The organism is Mycobacterium sp. E1715, assembly GCF_001667625.1.
In the GTDB taxonomy this organism is placed as follows: domain Bacteria; phylum Actinomycetota; class Actinomycetes; order Mycobacteriales; family Mycobacteriaceae; genus Mycobacterium.
In genome coordinates, this window is sequence record NZ_LZJJ01000229.1 from 1 (window position 1) to 13014 (window position 13014).

The following is a 13014-nucleotide window of genomic DNA, read 5'->3' on the forward strand; positions in this document are numbered from 1 at the left end:
CGAGGTAGTTACCAAGGTTAACCAGTGTGAAGCCGAACGTATTTCGCCCTGACGGCGTCGACGCCTGCTGCCGATGTCGTCGACGGTCAGAACGGCACGCACCCCACAAGGATAATCGTCCTAGGGAATGCCCTTGAACGGTTGACGGGACCCTGCCCACAACGCCGAACATCGGCAGCAGGCGTCGACGCCGTCAGGGCGAAATACGTTCGGCTTCACACTGGTTAACCTTGGTAACTACCTCGTCGCAGGCAGGACCCTAGGGCTGTCGATCGCGGCGATGAGTTGGGCGTCCAGACGTCGATCGGGGGACGACGTAGACTTTTCTGGTCGAGAGGCGTTGCAACGGATCTCCGGTCTCACCGGTATCCGCCACGCTCGGCAGAGTCAAGGGCGCCTTCCGCTACGGAAGGATGCACGTGAACGTCCCTGTAAAAGACGCGGAGCCAGAGACCTTCGTGCCCGACATCCGGCCCGACTGCACCGCAGAACTGACGGCCGCTCTGCGCGAGCGGATCGTGGTGATCGACGGCGCGATGGGCACGGCGATTCAGCGCGACCGGCCGGACGAGGCCGGCTACCGCGGTGATCGGTTCACCGAGTGGCCGACCGCTCTGCAGGGCAACAACGACCTGCTCAACCTGACGCAGCCGCAGATCATCGAGGGGATCCACCGCGAGTACCTCGAGGCCGGCGCCGACATCCTGGAAACCAACACGTTCAATGCGAACGCGATCTCGCTGTCCGACTACGGCATGCAGGAGCTGGCCTACGAGCTGAACTACGCCGGCGCCGCCCTGGCCCGCAAGGCCGCCGACGAATACGGCACGCCGGATAAGCCCCGCTACGTCGCCGGCGCCATCGGCCCGACGACGCGCACCGCGTCGATCTCGCCGGACGTCAACGACCCCGGGGCCCGCAACGTCTCCTACGACCAGCTGGTCGCCGCCTACCTCGAAGCCGCCAACGGCCTGGTCGACGGCGGTGCCGACCTGCTCATCATCGAGACGATCTTCGACTCGCTGAACGCGAAGGCGGCGGTGTTCGCCGTCGAGACGCTGTTCGAGGAGCGCGGACGCCGCTGGCCGGTCATCATCTCGGGCACCATCACCGACGCGTCCGGGCGGACGCTGTCCGGTCAGGTCACCGAGGCTTTCTGGAACTCGATCCGGCACGCCAAGCCGCTCGCGGTCGGCCTCAACTGCGCCCTGGGCGCCCCGGAGATGCGGCCCTACATCGCCGAGATGGCGCGGATCGCGGACACCTTCGTCTCCTGCTACCCGAATGCCGGACTGCCCAACGCCTTTGGCGAGTACGACGAGACCCCGGAGCGGCAGGCCGGCTACATCGCCGACTTCGCCGAGGCCGGCCTGGTCAACCTGGTCGGTGGTTGCTGCGGAACCGCGCCACCCCACATCGCCGAGATCGCCAAGGTCGTCGAGGGCAAGGCGCCGCGCGAACTGCCGGAGATCCCGGTCGCCACCCGGCTCTCGGGCCTCGAGCCGCTCAACATCACCGACGACTCCCTGTTCGTGAACATCGGTGAGCGCACCAACATCACCGGCTCCGCCCGGTTCCGCAACCTGATCAAGGCCGAGGACTACGACACCGCGCTGTCGGTGGCCCTGCAGCAGGTCGAGGTCGGTGCGCAGGTCATCGACATCAACATGGACGAGGGCATGATCGACGGCGTCGCCGCGATGGACCGGTTCACCAAGCTGATCGCGGCCGAACCGGACATCAGCCGTGTCCCGGTGATGATCGACTCGTCCAAGTGGGAGGTCATCGAGGCGGGCCTGAAGAACGTGCAGGGCAAGCCGATCGTCAACTCGATCTCCATGAAGGAGGGCGAGGAGAAGTTCATCCGCGAGGCGCGGCTGTGCCGCAAGTACGGCGCCGCCGTCGTCGTGATGGCCTTCGACGAGCAGGGCCAGGCCGACAACCTGGAGCGCCGTAAGGAGATCTGCGGGCGCGCCTACCGGATCCTGACCGAGGAGGTCGGCTTCCCGCCCGAGGACATCATCTTCGACCCGAACTGCTTCGCGCTGGCGACCGGCATCGAGGAGCACGCGACCTACGGCATCGACTTCATCGAGGCCTGCGCCTGGATCAAGGAGAACCTCCCCGGGGTGCACATCTCCGGCGGCATCTCTAACGTGTCGTTCTCGTTCCGGGGCAACAACCCGGTCCGCGAGGCGATCCACTCGGTGTTCCTGTTCCACGCCATCAAGGCGGGCCTCGACATGGGCATCGTCAACGCGGGTGCGCTGGTGCCCTACGACTCGATCGATCCGGAGTTGCGGGACCGCATCGAGGACGTCGTCCTGAACCGTCGCGAGGATGCGGCCGAACGGCTCCTGGAGATCGCCGAACGGTTCAACAAGACCGAGAAAACGGACGATCCCGCCGCCGCCGAGTGGCGCAGCCTTCCCGTCCGCGAACGCATCACGCACGCGCTGGTCAAGGGCATCGACGCCCACGTCGACGACGACACCGAGGAGTTGCGCGCCGAGATCGCCGCCGCGGGTGGCCGCCCGATCGAGGTGATCGAGGGCCCGCTGATGGACGGGATGAACGTCGTCGGCGACCTGTTCGGCTCCGGCAAGATGTTCCTGCCCCAGGTCGTGAAGTCGGCCCGGGTGATGAAGAAGGCCGTCGCGTACCTGCTGCCCTTCATCGAAGAGGAGAAAGAACAAAACGGGACCGCAGCGGCGAAGGACACCAACGGCACCATCGTGATGGCGACCGTGAAGGGCGACGTCCACGACATCGGCAAGAACATCGTCGGGGTTGTGTTGCAGTGCAACAACTTTGAAGTGATCGACCTCGGTGTGATGGTGCCGGCCCAGAAAATCCTGGATGCGGCCAAGGAGCACGACGCCGACATCATCGGACTGTCCGGGCTGATCACCCCGTCGCTGGACGAGATGGCCAACTTCGCCGTCGAGATGGAACGCGAGGGGCTCGAGATCCCGCTGCTGATCGGTGGGGCGACCACGTCGCGCGCCCACACGGCCGTGAAGATATCGCCGCGTCGCAGCGGTCCGGTGGTGTGGGTCAAGGACGCCTCGCGCTCGGTGCCTGTCGCGGCGGCCCTTCTCGACGACAAGCAGCGTCCGGCCCTGCTGGAGGCCACCGAGAAGGACTACGCGTCGTTGCGGGAACGGCACGCGCAAAAGAACGAGCGGCCGATGCTGACGCTGGAAAAGGCCCGCGCGAACCGGACGCCGATCGAGTGGGACGGCTACACGCCGCCGGTGCCCGCTATCGGTGCGGGGGTACGTGAATTCCAGGACTACGACCTGGCCGAATTGCGCGAGTACATCGACTGGCAGCCGTTCTTCAACGCCTGGGAGATGAAGGGCCGCTTCCCCGACATCCTCAACAACCCGGCCTCGGGCGAGGCCGCCCGCAAGCTCTACGACGACGCCCAGCAGATGCTCGACACCCTGATCAAGGAGAAGTGGCTGACCGCCAACGGGGTGATCGGGTTCTTCCCGGCGAACGCGGTCGGCCCGGGTTTCGAAGACATCGAGGTCTACACCGACGACACCCGTACCGAGGTACTGACCACGTTGCGCAACCTGCGCCAGCAGGGCGAGCACCGGGACGGCATCCCCAACCGGTCGCTGGGCGACTTCATCGCGCCCAAGGAGACCGGGCTGGCCGACTACGTCGGCGCCTTCGCCGTCACCGCGGGGCTCGGCAGCCAGGAGAAGATCGCGGAGTTCAAGGCGGCCCTCGACGACTACAGCGCGATCCTGCTGGAGTCGGTCGCCGACCGGCTGGCGGAGGCGTTCGCCGAGCGGATGCACCAACGGGTCCGCAAGGAGTTCTGGGGATTCCAGCCGGACGAGCAGCTGGACAACGAGGCGCTCATCGATGAGAAGTACCAAGGAATCCGTCCCGCCCCGGGCTACCCGGCCTGCCCGGAGCACACCGAGAAGGTGACGCTGTGGAAGTTGATGGACGTGAAGGAGCGGACCGGCATCGAGCTGACCGAGTCGATGGCGATGTGGCCCGGCGCCGCGGTCAGCGGCTGGTACTTCTCGCACCCGCAGTCGCAGTACTTCGTGGTCGGCCGGTTGGGCCAGGACCAGGTCGCCGACTACGCGAAGCGCAAGGGCTGGACACTGGCCGAAGCCGAGCGCTGGCTCGCCCCGAACCTCGGCTACAACCCGGAGGACTGAGCCCAAGGGCTCAAGGGGACATTCAGGGGAAGGGATGTTCATGCTCGAGGGAGAGTTGAATCGCATTGCCGACATCGCCGTGGAGGCCGTCAGTGTCACGGTCTTGCATGTCCGCCGCATTGTCGGAGCCCTGTGCACCGCGCTCGACCGCACGAAACGCGAAGTTGGCGACTTAGCTTGGGACTATGGCGATCTGGCGACAAGCGTCGGTTTCTCGGCTCGCCGTAACCGCGCGTCCACCGAGCACGACGGTCGGGAGACGCTCAGCGAGCACGCGGACAACGTGATATCGATCGAGCTGCGCCGTCGGAAGGCCAACTGAGACAACGCCAGAGGCGCCGGTGCTAGATGCGCAGCACGGAACTCAAGGCCGCCAGCGGGACATGCGCCTGCACCGTCCCGCCGTCCATGTACCACTGCATGACGCCGGGGGTGAAGTTGATCGGCTCATCGTGCCCCACCGGATAGTCGGGCATGTACAGGATCAACTCGTCGGGCGTCACCGCCCACGCCTTGTAGGCCCCGGAGTAGACCTTGTCCGGCGTCCAGCGGTCGATCACGAACGGGTAGCTGCCCGGGTCGTGCTGCGGCGGCGCCTGATCCAGCGCTGTTTCGATGAACGGTTGGGCCAGCGGGGGAATGGCGGTCAGCGGGTTCGACGTCGTCAGGTCCGCCAGTTGCACTCGCCGGCCGCTCGCCATGTCGAAGGTGAAGGTCCGGTAGGCGTTGTTGAACTTCGGCCCGTCGGCGTGGTAGTCCTCGTGGAACACCGCGCTGAGCAGGTTTTGATGCCGGAATACCTCGAAGTTCTCCTCGCCATAGCTGTCGGCGGCCATCTGGGAGTTGGCGGTCTTCCAGTTGTTGACCAGGGTGTGCAGGTAGTCGCGGATCACCGGGCCCGTGGTCGGGTTGTCGACCAGGTCGTCGGGCACGGCGACCTTGATGTCCCGCACGGCCTTGCGTTCCGACGTGACCGAGGTGTGGCAGTACTGGCCGTCCCAGTCACCGCCCAGCTCCCCGCAGAATGAGGGTGCCGACGCGTGGGTGACGGCGGTGGTGGGAACCGTTGCGGCGGCGGTCAACACCGTCGCCGCGAGCATCCGGCGGATCACAGCAGCTGCACCTTCTCGGCCCGCCAGCGACCGTCGACCTTCTCCATGGTCATCTTGATCCGGCTGCGGTCGATGCGCGGGTCGGGCGCGGCCGTGTTGGTGACGGTCTGGTCGATGAAGACCAGCACCACAACCCTGTTCGTCGACTCGGACTGGATCGCCGAGTCCACCACCACGCCGTGCGCGGTCGCCTTGTTGTCGATCAGCAGCTGCCGCAGTTTCACGCTGGACTGGGTGTACATGTCTTTGAACTCGCCCGTCGCGCCGTCAAGAACCTGCCTGAAGTTGTCGTCGACCTTGTTCGAATCAATGCTCGTCAGCACCTGGGCGTAGGCGATGGCGGCCTGCTGGGCCTGTTCGCCGGCCAACTTCACCTGGTGCTCCTGCCACTGCCGCCAGCCGAGGAAACCCGAAACGGCAAGTGAGGCAACGAGTAGCGCCGGCAAAGCGCCGCGACGCAGGTAGTGCTTCCAGGGGCGCCCGCGGCGATCGGGCTCGCGCCGCTTGCCTTTGAGCAGCACGCCGTCTTCTTCGTCCGGCCGGTCTTCGTCGAGCTGTTCGTCGTCGACGCGGACCTCCTCGGCGTCTTCGGTTGCGACTGGGGGTGTTTCGTCGTCCGGCTCCACCTCGGCGCGCACCTCGGCCTTCGGGTTCTTCTTGGTGGTCACGATCACGATCAGCTCCTCGAGATATGGGTTGACGGCTCAGTGCGGCGGTTCGATCGGCAGAGCCGGGCCGCCGTAGGGGGTGGGAATGGTGTAGCGACCCTGCGGGATCGGATCCGTTCGACGGCCCAGGTCCGCACCCGGCGGGGGACCGGCGGTGTCGTCGCCGCCCGGCCGCGGTGCGTTCTTGGCTCCCCGGATCGAGACCGCGGGGTCGTCGTCGCGGCAGTAGGTGTACACGAACGGCTCGTAGTAGTCGGCGGCGGAGGAGGCGTGTGACGGCGTCCCGTAGTCGCACACATAGCGCGGGTAGAGGTCGGCCGTCGCCCAGACCCCGTGATCGTGAAATGCGCTCGCCACCGCGTCCAACACGGACCCACGGTAGTCGGGGAAGAGCGCGTTGAGCGCCGGAACCCGTAGATAGAGCAGCTGCGACATGGTCGCCATGCTGCCCAGCAGCTGCACCATCGTGTCGGAGTTGTCGGCGAACAGGTTGTCGACCGCGGAAAGCGTGCGCGGGGTTTGCCCGGTCAAGCGGCGATAGCCGGCCTGCATCCTGGCCACGCCCGTCAGCGTTCGGTCGAGTTCCGTTGCGGCAGCGCCCAGTCCGGCGTTCTTGTCGCTCGCCAGGGTGAGCACCACCCGGCTGGTCTTGATGATGCTGGTGGTTTGGGGCAGCACCGAATCGAGCGTGGAGAGCAGAAACGTACCGCCGTCGACGATGGCGGTCAGCTTCGCCGGGCCCTCCTTGCTCAGGCTGAGTTCCTTCTTGATCAACTCGACCTTGTGGGGGTCGACCTGGGCCAGCAGCCCGTCGGCGTCGCCGAGCAGCTGCGCCAGGCTGACCGGAACGGTGGTGCGGTCGGAGGTGATGAGGCTGCCGTCGTGCAGGTACGGCCCGGCGTCCGAGGTGGCCTCGAAGTTGATGTACTGCTCGCCGGCCGGCGACAGCGCCGACACGTGCACCACGCTGTTCGCCGGTATCCGCACGTTCGACGTGATGCTGGCGATGGCGTTCACGCCGTTATCGGTGATCCGCAGCGACTCGACCCGGCCGACGCGCACCCCCCGCAGCGCGACATCCTGGTTGGGCAGCAAGCCGCCGGATTCCGGCAGCTGCACGGTGACGCGGTAGGTCGATGCGAAAGGTTTCACCCGCAACGCTCCGATGAGCAGGTAGGCGGTGGCGACGACCAGAATGAGCGCCAATCCGGCCACCGACAGCCAGACCTGTTGCCGGTGACCGGTACGCACCGCCCGGACGATGGCGTTCGCGACGTTGTCGACGGTGCGGATCATGGTCGCGGTCCCGGCGGTGGTGGTGCCGGCGGCGATGGTGCTGGCGGGGGTCCGGGGGCGACGTCGATTTGGCCGGGGATGTTCGGGTCCGGAACCACCGGAACCTGTGGCGAATTCGGCCCGCGGCCGACCACCCGTTCTTGCAGACGCCACAGGGTGTACTTCAGGGTGCCGACGAGCAGGTTCACGTTGTAGTGGTGCGGCCCGTGCAGTCCGATGTCACCGGGGAACCCGATATCGGGAAGCGATCCGAGCATGATCTTGTCCACGCCCACGTTCACCGAAATCGAGTTGCCCGCGGTCGACTTGACCAACGGCGGAATCAGCCGGTTGAGCGCCAGCCAGCTGGTATCCGGGCTCATCGCAACGTCATTGGCAGCCCCGGCGACCGTGTTCAGGTCGCGGATGATGCTGCGGCCGCTGGTGTCGGTCCCGCCGATCGACGGGAACCGGGCCAGCAGCCGGGAGGTGTCGCCCACCTGGATCGCGACGTCGGAGAGCTGGGCGGTGTTGTCGGCCAGCGCCGAAGTGGCGGGACCGGCGGCCGCCATCAGCTCGCTGATGGTTTGGTTCTTGGCGTCGAGTTCGTCGGCCAGGTGCGACAATTGGGTCAACGCGGTCGAGATCTGGCCGGAGCGCGAGTCCAGCGTCCCGAGCAGCTCGTTGGACTTGCGGATCATGTCCCCGAACGCCTGGCCCTGGTCACCGGTCGCCTTGCCGAAACCGTTGATGATGTTGGTGAAATTGCGCACCGCCCCGCCGTTCACCAGGATCGCCGCCGAACTCAACACCGACTCGACCGTCGCGGCGGCCGCCGTCGAGTCCAGGCCGATGGTGTCGCCGTCCTTCAACAGCGGCGCCTCCGGATCACCGGCCGCCGGCGGCTTCAGGGCGACGAACACGTCGCCCAGCGGTGTCGCGGTTCGCAATTCGGCGGTGCTGCCCCGCGGCAGTTGCACGCCGTCCCTGATGTGCAACCGGGTGACCGCGGTGTAGTTGCGCGCGACCATCGACTCGAGCTGCCCCACGTCGGCGCCGGCGAGTTTCACCTTGGCGTTCATCGGCAGGTTGAGCGCGTTGGAGAACACGGCGTTCAGCGAGTAACCGCCCGAGCCCAGGCCCGGGGCCGGAAGGGGCAGGCTGGCAAGGCCGTTCGTGGCGCATCCGGCGGTCACCAGCGCCGCGGCCGCCGCCGCCAGCATGCCCCGGGGGACCGCGGTCATCATTTCTGCCCCATGGCGGCCATGCCGTCCAGCACATAGGTCAACCCGAAATCGGGGCCGAAGTCCTGTATCGTCCCGGTGCTGCAGCCCAGTTGCCGAAGGCCCATCAGGTTGCAGATCTCTTTGGTGTACTGGCTGTCGAAGAGCAACCGATCCGTCAGAAACCGCGCCCGGACGCTGCCGTTGGCCCGGTCGATCATGTTGTAGGCGTTGTCGGCCACCAACGGAGCCAGGTCCAGGAGTTCGGCCAGGTCGCGTCGCTGGTCGGTCACCGTCTGCAGCGTGGCGTTGCCGTTTCGGGCGGCCTGCTTGATGTTGTCGCGGTTGGCGTCGAGCAGGTCGCCGGCCCGTTGGATCAGTTCGTCGAGTTTGCGTCCCGTGGTGCCGCTGCCGAGGTCCTCGTCGGCCATGATCTGGCTGACTTGGTGGATGGTGGAGGCGAATTCACGCAACTTGGTGTCGTTGGCGGCCACGGCATCGAACAGGGAGCTGATGTTCTTCACGATCGTGGTGATCTGCTCGCGGGTCGCCGCGCCACCGTCGCTGGACAATCGCAGCGCCTTGGACAGCTCGCCGAGCGCCGCCTTGATCCTTTCCCCGTTGCCGTTGACGACCTGGGTGCCGCCGTTGAGCACGTCGGCGACCGGCCCGCCGCCGCGGCCGTCGCCCTCGAGCGACTTGGTCACTTTGTCCAAAACGTTGAGGACGCTGCTGAATTCGACGGGCGTCTTGGTGCGCGGCAACCCGATGGTGTCGTGGTTCTCCAGCGTCGGTCCGCCGTGATAGGGCGGTGTGAGTTCGATCTGGCGGTCGGTGAGGATGGAGGTTGACACCGTGACGGCCTGCGCGGTGGCGGGAACCTTGACGTGGCGGTCGACGGTGAATTCGACTTCGACGTAGCCGCCCTTGGCGGTGATCTTGGTGATCTTGCCGACCGACATGCCCAGCACCGCCACCTCGTTGCCCTCGTAGAGGCCTGAGGCGCTGTCGAACTGGGCGGTCACGGTAATCGTGTCCTCGTCGGACCCCAGACACCACCAACCGATGCCGGCGGCCGCGGCGATCACCGCGAGGGCCGCGATGACGGCCACCGATTTCGACGCGAGCGATTTCACTTGCAATCCTTGAAGTACTGGATCATGCCGAACTGCTTGGCGCGGCCGCTGATTGCGCACATCCACGAGTCGATCAGTGGGACGTTGGGGGCGTTGAAGTTGATCGCGTTTCCGTCACCCGTGAGGTTGGCCGCCTCGCGGAAGAAGATCGGGCTGGTTTGCAGCATGCTGTGCAGCAGGTCGTCGTGCCCGGACATCAGGTTGGTGAAGTCGCGCATGTCCTTGATCAGCGCGTCCAGGGCCGGCCGGTCGTTGACCACGACCTGGCTCATGGTGTCGACGAGGCTCGACAGGGATTGCATCATCGCGTGGAAAACGGCTCGCCGCGCGACGAACTGGCCCAGCAGGTCTTGGCCCTGGTTGACCAGGGTGCCGATGTCGGCCTGCTGACGCCGCAGCGTGTTGGTCACCTGTTCGGTGCTGCGCAGCAGCTGGCCCAGCTGGTCACGTCGGAGCGCGATGATCGACGAGAGCGTGTGGATGTTCGAAATCGCTTGCGGCACAACCGCAGGCAGTCCTTCGAGCTGCTTGCCGAGCACTGCGAGCGACTGCGCGAACCGGTCGGAGTCGACCTGTTCGAAAGTGGTGGTGGCGTCCTGCAGCGCGGCTTGCAGGTCGTAGGGCACCTCGGTGTGTGCCAGGTCGAAGGTGTTGTTGGGCAGGTGCGCCGCGCCGGCGGGTTCCAGCGAGAGGTACCGCGAACCCAGGATGGTGGTGACCTTGATCTGCGCCCGGGAATCCTTGCCGAGCGCGATGTTGTCCCGAATCTTCAGCCCCGCCTCGACGTGGTCGCCGACGAGTTTCATGCTGGTGACGTTGCCCACCGGGATGCCTGCGACCACGATCGGGTTGCCGGCCCGCAGCGAGGCGGCTTGCAGGAACTCGGCGGTGTAGTGCCGATATTCGGCGCCGAGCGCGTGCACGAGCAGCATCACCCCGATGATCACCGCGACCACCGCGACGGCGATGAACCCGAGCCAGGTCTTGTTGTAGCTTTCCAGCGGTCGTTTCCTCATCCGCTGCCACACCGACGCGTCAGCCATCCGCCGTGCTCCTGCATCTGGGGCTGTGCCACGCCTTATTGCCCGGGGTCGCGGCGTTGACGATGATCGGCACCACGTCGTTGAGGCCGGGGAAGAACCCCATGAAGTTCACGTCGCACACGTAGGCGTTGCCGTAGGCGCCTTGGTTGCCGACCCGGGCGAGCCCCTTGAGCAGCAGCGGAATGTTGTCGCCGAAGAACGCCACCTGCGGTTCGACCTCCATGATGTGTTTGGTGGCACCGGGCTGGCGGTCGATGAACTCGCGCAGCGCCGGGTACACGTCCGTCGCCGCGGTCGACAGCCGGTCGGTCACCCGGGCCAACGAACCGACCGAGGCCACCAGGTCGGGGCGCCGGACGTCGAGCTCGCCCACGACGCCGCGGGTCTGGGTGATCACCCCGTCGAGGTTGTCGTTCTGCTGGGCCAGGTTGGCCATCACCTTGTTGAGATTGGTGATCACGCTGCCGAGGGCCTGGTCCCGGCCCGCGAATGTCTCTGTGAGCGTTGAGGTCTGGCCGACGAGCGTGGTCAGCGACGACGTGTCGCCTTGCAGCGAGGCGATGATGCCCTTGGTGAGGTTGTCGGCGTCGTGGGGGTTCAGCAGGCTGAACAACGGTTCGTAGCCGTTCAGCAGCGTGGTGACGTCGAAGGAGGGCTCGGTGCGTTCCAGGGGAATCGTGCTACCCGGTGGGAGCTGCTGCGGGCTGCCGTCCCTGCCCAGGGACAGCCCGAGGTAACGCTGGCCGACGATGTTCTGATAGGTGACCGACGCGAGGGTGTTTCCGAACAGCCGTTGTTCCTGCTGCACCACGAACGAGACCTTCGCGAGATTCCCCTCGAGCTCGATCTTTTCGACCCGGCCGACGCGCACGCCGGCCATCCGGACGTCGTCGCCTTCGCGCAACCCGTAGACGTCGCTGAAGACCGCCGAATACGTGGCGGTGTTGCCGGCCACGTCACGGCGCAGGCTGACGTACACCAGCCACGTCAAGGTCAGCGAGACGACCATGAACAGGGTCAACGCGACGAGCGGGCCTCGAAACCTCATTTGGCCTCCCCGGGCGGATGAGCCGGCGGATGGGTGATGGACACCGTCGTGCCGCGGGCGACCGGGCCCAGCAGCAGCTCGGTGGCGGCGGTCGCAGGCTCGCCGGTGATCACGCCCAACATGTTCCGTTCGTACTGGCTCCCAACGGGTCCCACGTTCCCGCCGAACGACGCCTGCGGGATCCACGGTGCCTTTGGCGCCACCGGTGCGACCCACGGTTCGTGGGGCTGCGGCGTGGCGGGCGCCCCCGGCGACGGGTTGTCGGGGTTCGCACTCCCGGGCACTGGCGGTGACGGCGTGATCCCCGCGGGCAGTGGGGGATTGGGATCGGACAGGTTGGGGTTCGGGTTGATCAGCGGCGGACCCACGGCGACGAGATTTCCGTCCGGGCCGATCACCGTGCCCGGTGGCGGGGCCAGATCCTTGGGCGGTTGATAGTTCTGCGGCAGCAGGACGTCGGGAAGGTCGGGCCGCACCGGTATCAGCGGTGCGGTGAAACAGCTGGGTCCCTTCAGCTCGCCGTAATGGGGGCAGTCGGCGCGGGTGTAGGTGGAACTGGGGGTGAACGTCAGCATCGCGCGCATGTTGCCGAGGTTGGTGACCGGGTTCCAGACCTGCTCCATGAACTGGTTGGCCAGGTTGTCCAGCTTGGCGACCGCGGGCACAAAGTTATTGGACTTCTGCGCCAGCACACCGAGCACGGGCGTGAAATCGGTTGTGATCCCTATGAGTTGGTCGATATGGTTGCCCAACGACTGGCGCGTGGTGCCGACCGTGTAGTCAGCGCCCGACAGCAACGCGGCCAGCTGACCGCGCGTCTCGGCGAAGGTCCGCATCGGCTCGACGGCCTGGTGCAGCGCGTCGAGCAAATCGGGGGCGGTCTGCGCCAGCCCCCGAGTCGCATCCAGCAACGCGGACACCGTCGAGGGGCCGGCGTCGGTGCTGACAATCGAATTGAGCTGGTCGAGAAGGCGATTCAATTGCGCGCCGGCGTTCAGGAGGCTGACGCGGCGGTGATCGGTGGCGGCGCCCAGCGCGGCCAGGATCCCCACCGACCGGTCGTCCCGGTCGCGGCCCGCCGCGGCGAGCAGGTCGCGCAACTTCGTCACGGTCGTCTGGAACAACACCGTCGGAAGCCGCTTGTCCTCCGGAATATGCGCCCCGTCGCGGATCGTTGCCGCTGGGCGCTCCCGGTTCGGGGAGCCCACCAACTGAACCGACGACACGGCGAAGACATTGCTGGGCACCACGCGCGCGGTCACGTTGGCCGGGATCGAGCCGGCGAATTCTTCCTTGAGGTCGATGTGGACGTAGTTGGG

General features: G+C 66.5%; 10 protein-coding genes. 2 read left to right on the plus strand and 8 right to left on the minus strand.

Translation table 11 applies throughout. The features are described 5' to 3' along the window. Positions 1–413: 413 nt before the first annotated feature. The gene (gene metH, locus A9X03_RS12295) at positions 414–4190 is read left to right on the plus strand and encodes a methionine synthase (protein WP_068261260.1); all 3777 of its coding nucleotides are present in this window, start codon (positions 414–416) and stop codon (positions 4188–4190) included. 34 nt (positions 4191–4224) lie between these two features. Beyond that, entirely contained in the window at positions 4225–4512 is a 288-nt protein-coding gene (locus tag A9X03_RS12300; protein WP_067753901.1) for a hypothetical protein, read from the plus strand. 22 nt (positions 4513–4534) lie between these two features. Here the strand turns inward: A9X03_RS12300 and A9X03_RS12305 are convergent, their stop codons facing one another. The 8 genes from A9X03_RS12305 to A9X03_RS12340 form a co-directional block, all read right to left on the minus strand. After that, the gene (locus A9X03_RS12305) at positions 4535–5302 is read right to left on the minus strand and encodes a mannan-binding family protein (RefSeq protein ID WP_082969739.1); all 768 of its coding nucleotides are present in this window, start codon (positions 5300–5302) and stop codon (positions 4535–4537) included. Next, positions 5299–5982, minus strand: a complete 684-nt coding sequence (locus tag A9X03_RS12310) for a hypothetical protein (RefSeq protein ID WP_067753898.1) — start codon at positions 5980–5982, stop codon at positions 5299–5301. The genes A9X03_RS12305 and A9X03_RS12310 overlap by 4 nt, the downstream gene beginning before the upstream one ends. A gap of 24 nt (positions 5983–6006) precedes the next feature. After that, complete coding sequence (locus tag A9X03_RS12315; protein ID WP_067753895.1) at positions 6007–7266, minus strand: MlaD family protein; 1260 nt, start codon at positions 7264–7266, stop codon at positions 6007–6009. After that, positions 7263–8489, minus strand: a complete 1227-nt coding sequence (locus tag A9X03_RS12320) for an MlaD family protein (RefSeq protein ID WP_156670080.1) — start codon at positions 8487–8489, stop codon at positions 7263–7265. Before A9X03_RS12320 ends, A9X03_RS12315 begins: the two co-directional genes overlap by 4 nt. Then, positions 8489–9604 carry an MCE family protein gene (locus A9X03_RS12325; RefSeq protein WP_067753889.1) on the minus strand — a complete coding sequence of 372 codons (1116 nt, stop codon included), beginning with the start codon at positions 9602–9604 and terminating at the stop codon, positions 8489–8491. The genes A9X03_RS12320 and A9X03_RS12325 overlap by 1 nt, the downstream gene beginning before the upstream one ends. Continuing rightward, entirely contained in the window at positions 9601–10647 is a 1047-nt protein-coding gene (locus A9X03_RS12330) for an MCE family protein (RefSeq protein WP_067753878.1), read from the minus strand. Before A9X03_RS12330 ends, A9X03_RS12325 begins: the two co-directional genes overlap by 4 nt. Then, the gene (locus A9X03_RS12335) at positions 10640–11695 is read right to left on the minus strand and encodes an MlaD family protein (RefSeq protein ID WP_067753875.1); all 1056 of its coding nucleotides are present in this window, start codon (positions 11693–11695) and stop codon (positions 10640–10642) included. Before A9X03_RS12335 ends, A9X03_RS12330 begins: the two co-directional genes overlap by 8 nt. Beyond that, on the minus strand, positions 11692–13014 hold a 1323-nt coding region (locus tag A9X03_RS12340), incomplete at its 5' end, for an MlaD family protein (protein ID WP_068261263.1). The genes A9X03_RS12335 and A9X03_RS12340, both read right to left, overlap by 4 nt.

What these genes read in the sequence shown, in the direction of transcription:
- metH (WP_068261260.1), top strand. Translation starts at nt 414, where the DNA reads ATGCACGTGAACGTCCCTGTAAAAGACGCGGAGCCAGAGACCTTCGTG.
- A9X03_RS12330 (WP_067753878.1), bottom strand. Translation starts at nt 10,647, where the DNA reads ATGGCTGACGCGTCGGTGTGGCAGCGGATGAGGAAACGACCGCTGGAA.
- A9X03_RS12335 (WP_067753875.1), bottom strand. Translation starts at nt 11,695, where the DNA reads ATGAGGTTTCGAGGCCCGCTCGTCGCGTTGACCCTGTTCATGGTCGTC.
- A9X03_RS12320 (WP_156670080.1), bottom strand. Translation starts at nt 8,489, where the DNA reads ATGACCGCGGTCCCCCGGGGCATGCTGGCGGCGGCGGCCGCGGCGCTG.
- A9X03_RS12300 (WP_067753901.1), top strand. Translation starts at nt 4,225, where the DNA reads ATGTTCATGCTCGAGGGAGAGTTGAATCGCATTGCCGACATCGCCGTG.
- A9X03_RS12315 (WP_067753895.1), bottom strand. Translation starts at nt 7,266, where the DNA reads ATGATCCGCACCGTCGACAACGTCGCGAACGCCATCGTCCGGGCGGTG.